This window comes from Bifidobacterium sp. B4079 (genome assembly GCF_026537385.1).
Classification (GTDB): Bacteria; Actinomycetota; Actinomycetes; order Actinomycetales; family Bifidobacteriaceae; genus Bombiscardovia; species Bombiscardovia asteroides_I.
The window spans coordinates 1037758-1054907 of record NZ_JAFNMH010000001.1 but is presented as its reverse complement, the minus strand read 5'-3'; the positions used below and the strand labels follow the sequence as shown (position 1 = coordinate 1054907).

The 17150-nt window shown below is 58.4% G+C and carries 7 protein-coding genes; 4 read left to right on the top strand and 3 right to left on the bottom strand.

The window, feature by feature from the left end:
* Positions 1-2: 2 nt before the first annotated feature.
* The 3 genes from J3T95_RS04350 to J3T95_RS04340 form a co-directional block, all read right to left on the bottom strand.
* Positions 3-1517, bottom strand: a complete 1515-nt coding sequence (locus J3T95_RS04350; protein ID WP_267450509.1) for an AAA family ATPase — start codon at positions 1515-1517, stop codon at positions 3-5.
* Entirely contained in the window at positions 1510-6969 is a 5460-nt protein-coding gene (locus J3T95_RS04345; protein WP_267450508.1) for an Ig-like domain-containing protein, read from the bottom strand. Before J3T95_RS04345 ends, J3T95_RS04350 begins: the two co-directional genes overlap by 8 nt.
* A gap of 292 nt (positions 6970-7261) precedes the next feature.
* Positions 7262-8794: a serine/threonine-protein kinase gene (locus tag J3T95_RS04340; protein ID WP_267450507.1), complete on the bottom strand. Its 1533-nt coding sequence runs from the start codon at positions 8792-8794 to the stop codon at positions 7262-7264.
* Between the two features lie 153 nt (positions 8795-8947).
* Between J3T95_RS04340 and J3T95_RS04335 the strand changes: the two genes are divergently transcribed.
* The 4 genes from J3T95_RS04335 (at position 8948) to J3T95_RS04320 (ending at position 17150) form a co-directional block, all read left to right on the top strand.
* Positions 8948-9241: a WXG100 family type VII secretion target gene (locus J3T95_RS04335; RefSeq protein WP_258561556.1), complete on the top strand. Its 294-nt coding sequence runs from the start codon at positions 8948-8950 to the stop codon at positions 9239-9241.
* Positions 9242-9699: 458 nt separating this feature from the next.
* A complete protein-coding gene (locus tag J3T95_RS04330) occupies positions 9700-11433 on the top strand; it encodes a serine/threonine protein kinase (RefSeq protein ID WP_267450506.1) in 1734 nt (577 codons plus the stop codon).
* Entirely contained in the window at positions 11430-11870 is a 441-nt protein-coding gene (locus J3T95_RS04325) for a hypothetical protein (RefSeq protein ID WP_267450505.1), read from the top strand. Before J3T95_RS04330 ends, J3T95_RS04325 begins: the two co-directional genes overlap by 4 nt.
* Before the next feature lie 1431 nt (positions 11871-13301).
* Positions 13302-17150 carry an Ig-like domain-containing protein gene (locus J3T95_RS04320; protein WP_267450504.1) on the top strand — a complete coding sequence of 1283 codons (3849 nt, stop codon included), beginning with the start codon at positions 13302-13304 and terminating at the stop codon, positions 17148-17150.

Genomic DNA, 17150 nt, shown 5'->3' with positions numbered 1-17150 from the left:
TCTCAGTGCTCCGCCGAGGGGATGGGGACTGTGGCCAGGGCTTCAGCCAGGGCCTGGTGCTCATCGACCCCGGAGAGCCTGGCCTCGGTTTCCAGAACCAGGCGATGGGCCAGGACCGGATCGACAAGCTCCTTGACATCGTCGGGAATGACGTAATCGCGGCTATGGGAGCAGGCCCAGATCCGGGCGCAGCGGATCAGGGCCAAGCCTCCACGGATGGAGGAGCCCACCTTGATGGCCTTGCTGTGTCGTGTGGCCTCGATGATTCGGATGATGTACTCCATGATTGAGGAATCACAGTAGACCTTGGATGCGCTTCGGGCCATGTCGGCAATCCCGTCCGCACCGATCACCGGGGTGACCAGGCCGGCCCTGTCCTTGATGTCGGCCTCCTGAAGGATGCGCATGCTGGCCTCATGACCAGGAGCGCCCATGGAGGTCCTGATCATGAAGCGATCCATCTGAGCCTCCGGCAGGCTGTAGGTGCCCAACTGCTCGATAGGGTTCTGGGTCGCCAGCACCATGAAGGGGTGGGGAACCTGGTAGGTGGCGCCGTCTACCGTGACCTTCTCTTCTTCCATGACCTCCAGGAGGGCGGACTGGGTCTTGGGCGATGCCCGGTTGACCTCGTCGGCCAGAACCATGGAGGCGAAGACCGGACCAGGTCTGAACGAGAAGCTTCCCTCGGCCTGGTCGTAGAAGGTGACACCCACGACATCCGAAGGAAGAAGGTCGGGGGTGAACTGGATCCGCTTGAACCCCACGTCGATGGATCTGGCCAGCGCTCGCGCCAGCTGGGTCTTGCCGGTGCCCGGATTGTCCTCAAGAAGGATATGGCCGCCCGCGATTAGGGCCGTGACGCACAGCTCCACCGTCTCGGCCTTGCCGACGACTGCCTTGCCGATGTTCTCGGTGATGGCGTGGAAGGCGCGGGCAAAGTCGTTGGAGTTCATTGCCGGGCTGCCTGTTGTGGAGGTCGGTCCGGTGTGGTGCCTGGTTCCACGGCCGATGGCAAGGGGCGGGTCCGTATGGGTCTCGTCGGATGCGGACGGTTCCGTCTTTCTTAAGGATTCGGCTGCCATGGTTGGTTCTGAGGTCATGCGCCTGGCGGGAACCGTTCCTGTTTGAGGATCGCTGTTGTCAGTGGGCTGTCGCCCACCAGCCTGGTCACGCTTGCGCCCAAGACCACCCAGCATGGCCTCGCGCTGCCGTTGCAGTATGCGTATGCGGCTGGATCTGCCAGACTCGTCTTCAAAAGTCATGTCATTTTCATTCAGAACCAGCGGCTTGTCGGCCGCCAGGGGTCTGGCACGGTAAGTGCCCAGTCTGGTCCTGTCTTCGAGGTCGGCGGCTTGGCCGGTCCTTCGGGCTCCAGCCGTCTGATCGGCGGGTGGATTCGGATCGGGTAGGGTTGGCGGCACTTGACCCGATTCGGATTGGTGGTTGCTCATGACGGTGGCATCATTCAGAGGCCTGCCTTTATCCTGGGTGGCATCATCTTGGAATTGGTCATTCATGTCTGTCAATCCTTGTTTCCATGGGGGCTGATTGGTTCCACCTGACTGGAATCCCGGGCTGTTCCGCAGTTTCCGGCGGTCTGTGCCCAGTTTTTCGAGTGGATGGCGTTCGGCGGTTCTCCAAGGTGCGCTTCGTGGATGACTGTCCTCCTGCAAGTGTCAGTTCCTTGGCGACTGTCGGTGAAAGTCCCTCGCTGCCTGCGCCGCTGATGCGGCTGACGGCTTTGAATCTCATGGTTGCTCCCGGTTGGGCAACCGAGGCAGGCAGGGTGACCTGCTTCCTTGCTGTCTGGGGGGTGCATCCCAGTGTCCATGAGGCGGTCGAGGGTTCGACTCCTTCAAGCGTGACCAGGATGTCCTTGCAGGGCCTGCCATGGCTGGCGCCCGGAGTCAATGCCAGATCGACCTTGGTGGGATCGTTGGCGGGGTCGTCTTGTTCGACCTTATCAAAGGAAGGCGGATCGGGGTGCGACCATGTGGATCCGGAGGCGGATTCGGCCGTTCCGGCTCCGGCCATGTTGGAGGGTACGACAGTGACGGAGCAGGCCAGCCCTGCGTCCTGGTGATCGACGGAGAAGATCGCGCTGGTGGAGGTTGGTGGGCGATTCCGCATGGATCCGCAACCGGGTCCGTTGGTTTGGACCGTGTAACGGTCGACGGGCGAGCCATGATTTTCGGGCTGGTCCCACTTTACCGTCAAGGTTTCCTTGACGCTGCCGTCCATCGACAGGTTGCGTACGCCTCCAGGTATCACATCCGGCCTGGCGGCGAGGGGGGAGGAGGCAGAGGACCATCCGGCCTCGTTGTGGGCCCGGACCGTGAAGCTATAGTCCCGACCATTGGTAAGACCCGTAACTGTGCAGGTGGTGGCCCTTGAACATGATTGCCGCCCTGCGTCAGCATTCGACTGGTAGGAGACCTGGTACTCGTCAATGGGACTCCCATTGGCGCTCCCCGGCTCCCAAGCCAGGGAGACCGTCCCGTCTCCTGCGCGTGGGGATCCGACCAGGACCCGAGGGGGCTGTGGCTTGTCGATGATGCTGACTGTTATGGTTGCGCTGACCCGCCGGTCCTTGTCTCTGGTGCCGTCTTCCACGGTTGCCAGGACAGTGTTGGTCGATGCGCCGATATCCTTGCCGACCTTGATGGTCACCTGGCCGTTCTCGCCGGGGGATGCGGACAGTTTCGATGCATCGTCGGTCACCACGCCAACCACCCGCAGAGGGCTGTCGGGGAAGGGATTCATGGCTCCCTCAAGGACATCGACATCAAGACTCTGACCCGCCTTGGCTCTGATGGCGCGCGAGGGCACCGACGCCAGGGGACGGGTGGTCCTGACGATCCTGAAGGTCAGGCCTGTCTTGACGTTGCCATCCGCATAGGCGATGGTGATGGGCAGGATGGCCCTGGCTCCTGGCGCGGCGGTCTTGTCGGCGCTGACAGAGAGCTGGCCCTTGCGGGTGAGTGCGGCCTTGACTGGCCCCTCGGCTCCGCTGGTCGCATAGACGTATGAGCTGACACGGCTTCCCGCCGGGACCTGGGTCAAGGCCCTCAGGGAGATGGTCTGTGCAGGCTCTCCGGCCACGAGATCGATCGGTGGGGCCGAAAGGCGTGGCGGTTCTTCATGCCCTCCCTCGACGGTGATGGGAAGGGTCAGGACGGCCGAATTGACAATGGTTTTCCCATCGGGGACCCCGTCCTGTGCGGTGAAAGTCAGGGAGGCAGGTCCTGAATAGTCCTTGTTGGCGGCGAACCTGAGCGTAGTCGGATTCACATAGGGCTCGGACCCATCGGATTTGGTCGCTGAAACCGAGTCTGCCGAGGCGATCCGGGCTGTTTTGCCGGCTCCTACACGTACCTGATCGGCGATGTCGATGGTGATGCTCTGCCCGGCCCGGACCCGAAGGGCGGGTGCCTTGGGTCGGAGAGTCGGAGGGAAGACGCCGTATGCCGGCACCTTGACGAAGGCAGTGGACGTGATCTTGTACCGGGTGTTGGTGACCGTGTAGGGGACCGCCCTGGCCTGGTCCGTCAGATCGATGCTGAGCGTGGTCGATCCCGGGCCGCCCTTGATCCGGGCGTGATTGCTGGCGCTGGGATGCACCGCCAGTTTCAGATCGTCCATGGTTCCCGAGGGGTTGGCCATGGAGTCGACAAGGTTGACATCGACCGAACGTTTGTCGATCGTATCGGCAGGGGCCACATCGTAGTCCTGGAGGGTCGGCGGCTGTATCGGCGCCTTGGGGTCCGTGGTGACGGTCAGGGTGGCCTGATCACTGATGCCGGCCTGGTTTTTGGCCCGATAGACCACGTATGAGGTACCGGCCTGGGTCGGAGCGGTCAGGCGGATCATGTCGCCGACGACCTTGGCGTCGTGGACCCCGGTGGTTTCAAGGTCGGGGTCCAGGGCCAGCGTGGTGTCATCCCCCGAGATGTCGTTGGACAGGACAGGTACGTCCACTGCCGTACCCGGCCTCAGATTCACCTGGTCGTCACGGCCGAAAACGCCCCCTGCGGCAGTGCTCTGGAAGACGCCGACGCGGATATGTCCCTGGGCCCGTTGTCCGACCCAGTCTTCGACAGCATAGGTGAAGTCGTCCGTGCCTTTTGAGTCGGCATAAGCCTCGTAGATCAGGTAGTCGGCTCCTACATGGGTGATCCTTCCCAATTTGGGCGCCTGGTTTCCCAATCCCGACAGGGTGTCGCAGTCGCCGTCCGGATCGATGCCGGTCAGGGATATGGGGATGCGGACCTTGGCTCCTGCAGCTGCCTGGGCCTCGATGTCATCTGGGGTGGGTGCCGGCTTGTCCCGCTGGTTGTCGGCATGGACCTTGAAGGTAATGGTCCCGGAGGCCGTGTTGCCCAAGTTGTCCCTGACCGTGTAGGTGACTGGGTAGGTGCCCGTCTCGTATCCGGCTTGGTAACGCACCGTGTCGCCGGAGACGAAGATCAATCCCCTGAAGGTCGCCTGGTCTCTGCCCAGGTCTGGCTCCAGGCCGACCGTAGTGCCATCGGGGTAGGTTACGTGGTCCATGACCCTGACAGTGACCAGACCCCCTTGCCGTACCTGAGCGCTGATGTTGCCCGCTTTTGGGGTGGAAGCGCTCCGGTCCAGTGGTGGCGGTTGCAGGGTGATGGTCCCACGGGCATCGCCGGCTGCGTTGGTGACGGTATAGAAAATCCTGACCGGTCTGGTGGGGATCTGACGCGCCGTCAGATAGACCCGCTTGTGGTTGACGATCCCAGCCTTGATTCCCATGGCTGGATCCGTCGACACCGAAGTCAGAGAGAGAACCCCGCCCATGGGGTCCAGGTCGTTGTCCATGGGTTCGACGATCGCGGTCTGCCCGGCCCCTAGCAGAGCTACGTCGTTGACGGCGACAGGCTTTGCCGCGTCAGCCCTGAACTGGGCCACCTCCAATCGGACCAGCCCCTGGGTGGCATGATCACCCTGGGCCACCGTGTAGGGAATGTAGTAGGTGTCCGGTGTCGGGGAGCTGAAAGCGAAAGACATGTCCTCTGTATTGGCCTCCACCTTGGTCCCCCCGGGCTGACCCACCTTGGTCAGTTGCAGCGGCTGGGCCGAGTTGCCATGTACGGCCTTCTTCAGGTCTATCCTGATCGTCCGTCCGGGCTGGGTCTGTCTGACGACCGGGTCGACCAGGGGGTTCAGCGTGTTGGCTGGCCGGATGGAGAAGTAGACCAGACCCTCCCCGCTGAGTCTGCCGTCCGAGACGGTCACCTTGACGCTGATTCGGCCGGATGTTGCGGATCCGGCGGCCAGGGTCAGCCTGCCATCGGTCCGGGTGGAGACCGAAACCTGATCCGAGTTGGCGGGGCTGGCCGATACCAGGGTCATGGGATCCCCATCAGGGTCCACAATACCGGCCAGGGCATTGACTTCGATGGTGGCTCCCTGCTCCACCTCGTACTCGGCCGGGGTGTCGACCTGCTGAGGGGGCTTGTCCCCGCCTTCCATGTCGCTCGGGGCGATCGTCAGGTCGATGCCCGCCGATGAGACCTGCCCGTGGCCGTCGGTGATGGAGTAGTTTATCCTGACGGTGCCTGGATGGGCCCGGGACGCGTCGACCTGGAGGAAGCGGCCATCGTACACAGGAGACAGGGTGATCTCACCGCTGGATGTTCTTGCGTCGCTGATCTGTAGGACCGAGCAGTCCGTCTGGTGGTCGTTGCGCAGAGGGTCAAGGATGGCCTGGGACCCAGCCCTGATGCCGAACTGGTCGTCTTCGGCGGTGATGGTCCCGGAACGGGCGTCGCAGGTTGGGGCGAACCGTTGCTGATTGTTGGCTGAGTCCTCTTTCTGGTCCGAGGGCCGGGTCTCCCTGACATCTATGGTCTGCCACTGGATTTTTATCATCTTCGTGGATTTGCGGGGATTCCAGACATTCCCGGCCTGGACGTCATTGAGGATGACCTGGCGGTGGTTGGCCCGGAAGACCAGGTCGTCGGTCGGTGAGATGGATTGGAGGGTTACCAGACGGTTGTCCAGGCCGGACCTTTGACCCCGGTTACGACCCGCCGGCATTTCACCCTTGGTGCCGCACAGCCGGATGAAGTTCCTGGCAGGCGAGGACCATGCAGCCCAGAGACAACCCCCCGACGAGACCGGCCGTGCGGGTTGTCCGCTTCCGCCGGTGGCGATCAGGGTGGGATCCGCGCCTGGTGCGTTCAGATTGACCAGATGCACGCCCTGGTCATCGCTGACCCCCACCCAGGTAGACTGCTGGCTCCGGTCGATCGGGGTCTCCTGCAGTCTTGGATCGCCTGAACAGTGCAGGCGGGCGGACCCCCTGGACCAGTACAGCGTCCTGTCCGAAAGGACCACCGGCTGGTCGCCGACCACGGTCATCCCATCGGCCCTGACCGGTCTGCCGCCGGTTATGGAATCCAGGGCATGGTGGGTTCTTCCATCGGGCTTGTCCACCACCAGAACCGCACCGTCGGACGGTCTGAAGGCATAGACGGATCCCTGTGGGGTGACGGCCACGGCCCCGCCCCGGCCCAGGGTCAGGATGGGTTGTCTATGGTCGGGATCGATGGACTTCAGAGCATCGGTGCTGCCCACCCACAGCTTGCCGGTGGACTTCTGAAAAAGCGCCACGGTTGTCCCGTTGACCATCTGCTCGACTTGGGCACCCAGCCTGGTCCGGTCGCCGATGCTGGCGGTCGAGGCCCTGATGGCCGACATGGCCCCATCCTGCCCCAGGATGGTGGCGTACCCGCTCTGGGCCAGATCGAACCTGTGCGTATTGGTTGACAGGGCCACATCGGCCTCGTCAATCCCCGGCTTGAACCGGGCCACCTTGCCCTGATCCTGGGAGGCGACCCAGACGCTGCCGTCATCAACCTGTACCTGTCGCCGGTTGACCGTGTTCAGCAGAACGGCCCCGACAGCAACAAGCATCAAGGCCAGAAGAACCATGATCGGCATGGTCCAGGGGGTGCATGCCCTGGATAGTAGGGAGCGGACGCGTCGCCTGGCCCGGCGCTGCCACGAGGGACCGCTCCCGTTACTCATCATTGCCCCCTGCCTTGTGGTGAAGTTTCCGATATGCATTCATGGTGCCATCCCGAGCTTTTCCGTCTTGGCGGAGCAGACTGGATTGTCGTCGCCGCCTATTCGGGCCTCTCGGTAATTCGAGTCTAACTTCCTGCCGTGTGAAAATAGGCCAAGAGAACAATGTGGTCAACTGTGCCCGTCCGAGAATCCAGCAGGGGTCCGGTCATCCCTGCTGCTGAGCGGCGCAAATAGTCGTAGGCTCCTGGGATATCCGTCTGTCGGCCCGTACCAGGCTGACAGAGATGCAGGTCTGGGGCCCTTGGGCAGGGTCAATCATGGCCCTTGGATCCTTGGTCTGGACGCTCGCCCCACGGTTGCCTCCTCCCTGCCCGTCCAGTAAATGCCAAGTATAAATGTCTCCTGGCCTGGGATCGGGATTGCTCCAAGTGAAGATGACCGCAGATTTCTGATAGGTGCCCTTGCCGTCGGTGACCGAAGGCACTGGCGCTTTTTCGTCATCGTGCTCCTCCGGATCGGTGCTCTCCTGGGTTGCAGCCGAGCCGTCCCGCCCAGGTGCAGATATCGCCGAACCTGTCTCGAGGCTGTCGTGGCCGGCAATGACGACCAGTCCCACTGCCAGGGCGATGACCGCCAGGACCAAGAGTGCGATACCCGTCAAAAGGCCTGTACGGAATCGTTTGCTCAAGGATGACCGGCTCGGCCTCGATTTGCCGGTACCGTTTCGGCCAGGCAGCGACAGTATCGATTCCTGTCCGGCTCGAAGGCCCCGTCCGCCCGTCTGGATCCCTTCGCTCCGCTGCTCGGGTCGCCGGCCGCTGCTCGGGTCGCCGGCCGAACCGGCATGGCCATTCTCCGGGAATGGTGCGATGCCCTTTCCGACAAAGGGGGTCATGTGGCCGTATGCATCCTGCTGAACGATTTGCATGGCCCGTCCGAAGTCCAGCGCCGAAAAGTAGCGGTCATCCCGGTCGTAAGCCATGGCCCTGTCTAAAATATGTTCGAATTCCGGTGCCGCTTCGCCATTGCGCAGGGTCGGCAGGTCCCTGTGCATGATGGCCTGTGCCAGCTGGTCCTCGTTTGCCACCGAGTAGCCGTATTCGAACGGTGACAGGCCGGTCAGCATTCCGAAAAGTGAGGCCCCGAGGGAATAAATGTCGCTGGCCTCAGACCCGCCTGAATGGCCGGCAAGGACCTCGGGCGCGGACCAAGGTATCGAGAGGCCTTCGGCCCGGTCGGTTCCATAGGTGGAAGCCGAGATGCCGAAGTCCGCAAGAACGGGCAGACCCTGGTCGGTGATCAGGAAATTGCCCGGCTTGACGTCGCGATGGACGATTCCCTTGGCATGGGCGCTGTAGAGTGCGCTTGCCATTCTCACACCGAGGTCAAGCGTCTGTTCCTCATCAAGTCCTCCTGAGCGCATGATGGTTCGGCAGTTGCCTCCGGGGGCATATTCAAGGATGAGGCACTCCCGTCCTTCTTGGCTGACCATAGCCTGGTGGATGGTGAGGATGTAGGGATGTGTAGAGAGCTTGGCCAGGTAGTCGGCCTCATTGAGAAAGCTGTCGTGAGCAGTGCGGCGGTACATGCTTTCTTTGACAGCCACAAGGCGGGCTGGGAATTCCTGCTCATATAGATAGACCGATGAGGTGCCGCCTTCACCCAAAAAGCTGACATACCGGTAACCCGTCAGATTCGGGATGCTGCTCGGTTGGACTTCGGCAGGCTGGTTCGTCATAGGACAACAATATAATAGCCGCACTTAACTAGGCCTGCTGGGGTCCCTGTTGGAATGCATACGTGTTGCGTGGTATTATCAAGCTGGCTGCAGAAAAGTTATCGCTTTTCGTAGCCCATGATCGTTGTTGTCCGCGATGGAGAGGATGTAGTTATGGCAAACGTATCAGTCAGTTATGGTGATCTTGACACTGCTGTCAGTGATTTGAGGAATGGCCACGATACGCTGGTGTCCGAATTGAACACATTGAAGAGCAAAATTGATGCCCTTGTCAGTGGCGGGTTCGTCACTGATCGTGCTTCTGGTGCTTTCCAGCAGTCTTACGAGGAGTTTACCAAAGGTGCGACTCAGACGGTTGACGGACTGAATGGCATGGAAGACTTCTTGAACAAGACCAAGCAGTCGATGACTGATTTGGACACTCAGTTGGCTAGCTCCTTGCAGTGAATGGAACGGCATCGGGAATGAGGATGCGCTTTGTTTTGAAGCACTTCGGTGATCGAGTGCAAAGGGTAGTTGTTATTGAGCTTGGTTTTGCAGAAGTGTTGTAACAGCGCGCTGACAGGTGCAGGTTTCGCGGATTAGCTGAGTGCAGTCTCCTGAGCTCGGCAGGGAGGATGCTTCTCTTCGCGGTTCCCGCATCTTGTCTATGTGTCGAGCATTGCCTATATGCAATCGGGGCATAACTGTCAGAGTTTGATTCGTTATGCCCTTCTCGGTATTTTCGATGCTGCATGTCTTCAGAGTTCTGGGCATATGTCGTGGCGGCCAGAAGGGTTTAGCTGTTTATGCTCCGTTATGGCGGTCCTTCCTGCGGTACCTGATGCCTTGCCCTGTCCAGCGGCTATAGGGCTTTGAGCATATTTGGATTGTGGATAATCAGACTGAGATATCTGGGGAGAGAAGTGGTTGCTGAGAATACGGTAGTCGGGGGACGATATCATATCCTGACGCAGATAGGCAAGGGCGGAATGTCCACCGTCTATCTCGCGCTCGATACTTCGCTGAATAAACAGTGGGCCGTCAAAGAGATCAAGCAAGTGACGGATCCCGTCAAACGCGACATGCTCATCAAGAGCATCACCGTTGAAGCTAACATGATCAAACGCTTTGACCATCCCTCCATTCCCCGGATTGTCGATTTGATTGACGACCATGGCACTCTTTACGTCGTCATGGATTACGTTGAAGGGCGTACGCTTGCCGATATTCTTAAGAACGAGGGTCCCCAGCCTGAGGATACGGTCGTAGATTGGGGGATACAGCTTTGCGATGCCCTTGATTATCTTCATCGTCGCCATCCTCCGGTCGTGTATAGGGATATGAAGCCCTCAAACGTGATGGTTACTCCGGATGGAGCTATCAAGCTGATAGACTTCGGCATCGCCATAGAGATGGGCGCAGACGAGAATCGTGGTTCGCTCATCGGCGACGACAGGCAGTTGGGCACTCCCGGCTATGGTGCTCCGGAGCAGTTCTCCGAAAAAGGACGTATCGATCAGAGGACCGATATCTATGCCTTGGGTGCCACGCTCTATAATCTCTTGACAGGCGAACATCCTCGTCCAGGGTCGTTCAAACCCATTCGTGAGCTTGTATCCACCCTGTCTCCGGGGTTGGAAAGCGTTGTGGCCACGGCGACACAGAGCAATCCTGACGACCGTTTCCAGAATTGCGCTGAAATGGCCTTTGCGCTTCGGCATTATAAGGAAGTCGACGAGGTTCATCGTCAGGCTTTGTCCAGGAAGTGGCGCGTTTTCCTCGGCACGGCAATTGCCTCAGTGGTTTGCCTCGCCCTGTCCGCCTGTTCCCTGGGAATGGCATATCGGACGCGCAACGGAGATTTTCGGTATTGGATGGAGCAGGCCACTCAGACCACGGTAGATGCCAGGGCTGAAAGCGATTATGTTCGGGCAGCTTCCATCAAGCCCGACTCAATAGAACCTTATCTGAGCCTCATCAGCATGTATACCGCCGATGGAAGTTTTGACAGCAAAGAGGAGCACGTCTACAACGCAACGATTACCGAACATGCCGACGCCCTTCGCAGGCATGCCGACGACTGGTCCCGTCTCTGCTTCGAAACCGGGAAGTTGTATTGGTACTACTACGACGCTCCTGAAAATGACAAGTCGGTGCCGACCACGGCCGCATCGAATCAGGAGTCGGCCAGAATGGACAGGATCCGGGCTGCGTCGCCGTGGATGCACGACGCTGCTGGAAACAAGAAATTCAAGAGCGCCGGTCTTGCGGATATATACGCTGGCATGGCGGATTTCAACACACAGATCGTTCCTCTTATCAATGAAGGGTCGGATGCAGGCAGATACAAGCCCTACGCAAAGCGGTTGCAGCAGCTGATGGATGCTTCTCATGGGGAAAGCAATGATGTCATTCGTCTCGAGGTGTCCAACATGACCTTGGATGCCCTGCGCATATTCCCCAGGAAATTCAGAGCGGATGGTGTGACCAAGGAAGCGATGGATTCCCTGGCCGACAAGGCCATTTCCTTGGCTGGTACGGTCACGCCCACAACCACTGTACTCGATGAGAAAAAGCAGGAGGCTAATGAGTCGGCACGGGTTGTCCACTCGGAGATCGACAACGCCTTTGTAGACATCAAAGGAGATAAACGGTGAGCGCCCAGACCTGGAGAATGCTGGCCCTTGTATTTCTGGCGATCGCCTTTGTCCTGGCCATTGTTGCGATCGTGCTGTTCAGGATACTGCACATACGTCAGGTGCGGGATGTGCTTACCGGCCGCAGTGAGGCTGAGGAGATTGAGCGGATGCGCTCAGCCAGAGCCGGAACATGGGGAATGGCCGACTTCCAGAAGTTCGGTGCTGCCGGCCGCAAGGAATCTGACGAATCCAACTGGCGAAAACCGGCATCTCCCTCAACTCAATCCGTTGAATTCAAGGTGCACTCCGTGGATACCCCGTCTGAACCGGTTTCGCAGGCGAGCGGCGCCAAGGACTGGGATGACGAGGGGGCGACTTCATTGATGGGCGACGGGCTTGTCCAATCCGGCGATGCTGATGATGAAGCCAAGACCACGCTTGCAGGAAGGTCCTAAACAATGGAAAAACACAGTGGACGGAGTGGACTGCTTTGCAGCATCATTTGCTTGATCGGCTTGCCGGCACTGGCTTTCTGCCTTTGTTTGCTGGCACAGATGTTCGTTCCCTTACAAGCCATGGCCGCCCCCGCTGAAGGTGGTGGGAGCCATGTAGATGTGTCCATGCACTATCAGCAGACAAAACCTGATGATGATATAACCGACGGTAAAACGTGGGTGGCATATGGCGCCAGAACCATCACCATGACCATTCGGCAGGTTCCTGCAGACCAGGGCGAACTCACTGTTACGGATGCCAGGATAACCAGCAGCTCAACCGATTCGGCATGTCCTGTCTTGAAAAAAGAAGCGGATGCCTACACGCTCACGTATCAAGACCCGGCTGGGGAGCAGAGTGGTCAAGAGTATGACTTGAGCAAATGCCAGTTAGCAGTCAACTACTCTCTGAAACCAACAGGCGACAACGGGAATGCTTCGGTCTCCAAGATGACCTTCAAAAAGTCGCTGGACGAAATAGAAATGACCACTCTCGACGCCCGAGGAGAATCCGTACCTTTCGCAAGTACTGTGCATTGGTTGATTGTGGATTCCACTCCGGACAGGAGTGTTCGGCTATGGGTGGAAGGGCAGCCTGAGGGTGACCCACTACGTGGCAACTTCAGAAAGGCTGATTCCGTATCGCTCTCATCAAAGGATCCCTGGATAGATCGTGTAGTCAATATCGCCTATGCCAACCATAAACGGGACCATCCTGATGCCCCCTTCAGCCTGATGACGCTGGATCAGGAACCCAGGCAGAACCAGGCCGATGATCCCAGGCATGAAGAGCCGTTTAAGCTCGCCTGCCCTACAGGCACTTATAGTGCGGATAGCCGACGGATAACGAAAGGCCCGAAGGATCATCAGGGATCATGGAATGTGCTCACTCCCTCGTGCAGGCTGGTCAATATTAAAGACTTGAGTTCATACAACTCGAATGCCAGATATACAGCAAAAGTGCAGGACGAGATAGCAAAGTATCTGCGTCCGGAGGATCCCGCGCAGAATGCTGAGTGCCTCTCATTCGTCTATGATACGCAAATTCCGATGCTGACTTCCGTATCATATATTCAGCCCGGTCATGACAGTAACTCTGATGATCGGGATTACGCGTTTCCCGGTGACGGGGTCATGGCCTTCAAGGATCGCACTGTCAGACTGAGGGTCAAGGATAAGCTTCCCCTTAGACCAGCGGTGGACAAAGAGGGCAACCCGCAGGACAGACAGCTGGACAGGACTGATCAAGCATCTGATTCCAATGCCTCCGGCGCGGATACTCTCATCCTGACTGGAAGTCGATATTCGGACACCAGCAAGCAGCATGGGGCTCAACTTGTGGAGTGTCCCTCGGGCGGCACAACCCCAACCAGCAAAGGCTGCGACTATACAGTGAGCACTGGGACTGACCCTACTTCCCCCAGCTCCCGGTTTTTTGACGTGAATTTCAGCTCAACCGGCTATTACGATTTGACTTCCATCACGGCAAAAGTGGTCGATAAGGCAGGGAATGAAGACCAGGCTTTTGCTTTGAAAGGAGCCACTGAAGACGGCAAAGCCCCAGACACGAGCCATATGATCGGCAAGCTACTGATAGACCTGAGCTATCAGGACTCCGGCGATCAACTGAGAATTGCAGTAACCAGCCATCATGACCATGCCTCCCAGGCGCCGGATGCGGTTCCCCCTGCCCCATCAGGCAGCGACCTGTATTATTACAACTCCGATGTGGATCTGACGCTACAAGTCAAAAGTGCGCTTCTGAAGGATTATCTGCTGCTGATTGCCAATCAGCCGGGACAGAGCCAACAAAAAATCAAGTTGCTGAAATACAATCTGGCGCCTCCTGCAGGCACCAACGACACAGAAACGACCTGTACCATTGACCCGACCAGTTTGAAGAGCAGCAGCGCCCAATGGAGGTGGAGCCTTCCATGTGGTGGAGGAATCGATCACCTATCGGACGGATCGAATCCCGCCAACGGTGCATATACCTTCAAGCTCAACGATAGTTTTCTGCCGAGCTTCCTAGGGGCTACCGTCAAGTTCGGCATCGATACGAACCCGCCTGTGGTCAGTGAATTCGAAGGACCTACCGGTGGCCATGATCTGAAGCTGGTCAAATTCAATGGCCAGACCATTGTTACCAGCCCCTCGGGGAACAGTGTGAGGGTTCGGGTCCAGGATCTTCTCCCCAAGGAGCAGCGGGGGAACGAGCGAATCGACACTGCTGCCCAGCAGGGTACGTCCGGGATCTCCGACGGAGGCGACAAAAATAACCGCTTCGGCAGTGTCGTGGTCGAAATGCCCGCTCCGAAGGATCTGAACCGCAAGCTCATAAACAACGGCACAGCCAACAAGCTGCAGACTCTGCCGATCAACAATGATGGTCGGTTTATCATACGCTTCGATGACGAGGGGCTGTACGATCTGTCTGAAGTCAAACTTACCGTCCGTGACCGGGCGGACTATCCCAAGGCCAGCAATGATGGGGCTGGAAGCGCGACGGGGAATGGTCTTACAACCAATCTTGCAGACCTGGTCAAACAGCATGAGCAAACCAACAGTTTTGGCGAGCCTTATGATGCCTTGGTGATCGATAATCCAAGGGGAAAGAGGGAAGCCCGGATATCCCTGAGTCAGGCGGAGGGGAACCCGCCCTCGACAAAGCCTGGATATTACTTCAGAGGGGATGCCATTGTCGATTTCTCAGTGACCGATAGATGGTTCCCCCTTTATCAGAAATTGGATGAAACCACGCACAAGCACTTCTTGAATCCAACAGTGGCGCCATCTTCACCGACTGATTTCCCAACGGTCCCGTTCGGGCAAAAAGCCTGGGAGCGTGTCAAGTCGGAGTCGGACACCTGGGTATATCGCGGATATCAAGTTCCCCGCTCGGTTGCCAACTCTGATCTCCCTCATGAGGGGACATACAAACTGGATGTCTCCTATGCGGGTCTGCAGTCCGACAGCCAATATTTCGCCTCTGCGCATTCTGAGTTCGTCATCGACTATACAGGGCCCAAGCTGGGTGGTCTGCATCTGTCGACGACCGCTCCTCAGCATTGGCAGTGGATCTTCCCCACTTCCCCCTTGCATGTCTCCCTGGACGGCGTCAATGATGCCGTGTCAGGGATTGATGCCCAGACATTGGCCTTCGCTGATTTCAGGGGCCCTGACCCCACACCGATGCTCGGTTATGACCCATGGCTGGCACCACAAGGCGCGGATACGCCTGAATCGACTTTGCGGTTCGAATCGGATGATGTGGTGGGCTTCGACATGAACGCCGACAGCCAGCGCCTGAGGTTCGACGGCACGTCGATTGCCGTCAAGGACAAGGCCGGGAATCCTTCATCGACGCATGCTCTGGACGCCTACGGCGATAAGCAGAGCGGCATCGTCAATGACGCCAGAGGACTTACCGGGGCGGCTTTGGATTTTGCTTCGCCCAAGCTATCCCTGAAGTATGACAACAACGATGTCAGGAACGGGAAATACTACAAGGCCAAGAGGGTGGCGACCGTGACCATCGACGAGTCGAATTTCGACTTCGTAGCCGGGCACGATGGCAAGCGCGTCATCGTCACCTCCGCGGTGGATGGTCGAAAGTCGCAACTCAGGGCCGAGGATTTCTCCAACCCCAGTGGTGACAAGCACACCTACGTGGCGAACCTCAGTTGTGAAACCGACGGCGACTGGGTGATGGATGCGGCCTTTACCGATCCGGGAGATCATCAGGGCAATCCGGTACATGACGAATTCGTCATCGATACGACCAGACCCGTCCTTTCCCTTGCCTTTGACAACAATGACAGCAAGAACGGCATGTATTACAAGGCTCCGAGGGTGGCGACCGTCAAACTGGTCGAGCGCAACATGAGCGACAAAGAATCGACGGTAACGACCACAGCCAAGAACGATGCCAACCAGGATGTTCCCGCGCCTTCGGGCGACGGTTGGTCGCAGATCGGTGATGCCGGCAAGTACACGTTTGTCCAGCATGTCCCCTTCTTAGGGGAGCAGCACTATACCCTGGAGGCTAGAGCGACCGATTTGGCAGGGAACGTCGCCGATGCGGCCAAGGAACCAGAGTTCGTCGTCGACATGACCAAGCCTGATCTCCATATCGACAAAGTGGAGGACAAGACTGCGTACGCCGGCACCGTTGCTCCTCGGATCATGGCCGTCGATGCCAACATGGATCAGGGGAAGACGACCTACGAGCTTGCAGGAGACCGACGGGGCAGGATCAAGTCGATCGACCTCGATGCCCAAGAGGGCGGGGACGATAATTCACTCACCGTCGATATCCCCGATTTCAAGCGCAAGGCTGAGAACGATGACGTGTACACCCTGACCGCCAAGAGCGAGGACATGGCGGGGAATTCGGCCACCGTCACCAAAACATTCTCAGTCAACAGATTCGGTTCCACATACCTGTTCTCTGCGGGGACGGCGTCGATCAGAGGCGCCTATCTGAAAAAGGCGGTGCCGGTCACTGTCACCGAGCTGAACGTCAGCGGCATTGACCAGAGGAATTCGAGAATCGACTTGGCAAAGGACGGGCGCATAGGCACTGTACCCGAATCCGGCTACCAGGTCATCAAGTCTACTGACAAGGGCTGGAGCAAGCAGACATATGAGATACCGGCAAATGTGTTTAAGGGTGACGGGTATTATCGCCTGATGTTCACATCGACCGACAAAGCAGGTAATTTGTCGGAGAACTCGATGCAGCACAAGGATGCCAAGCGGAAGGGCGATGCATCCGTGAACTTCGCCCTGGATTCGCAGGCTCCTACCGTCTCCGCGCTCGGCATCGACTCCAACCGTGTATATTACGGGCAACGACGTGACGTCGGAATCGATGCCAAGGACAACATGAAGATCCGCTTGGCGAAAGTCTATGTCGATGGCGTAAAGCGCGGCGAATGGCCTGAGAATGACCTCCTGAAGGGCATGCAGTACATCGACTTGCCGGCCGATGCGCATAACCATACGGTGATTGTCAGGACGGAGGATGCGGCCGGCAACGTGTCGACAGCCACATACCATGGTGTTATTGTGGCCTCGAACTTGTGGCAATACATACGCGAGAACGGTTTGCTTTTCGTCCTGGTCGTCTGTACGGGGATCCTTTTTGTCCTGATGATTCTGGTGGCTGCCGTCCTGATTGTTCGTCGGCGCTCGGAACTCGCCTACAGGCGCAATCCCTTCGGCAAATCAGGACGGTAG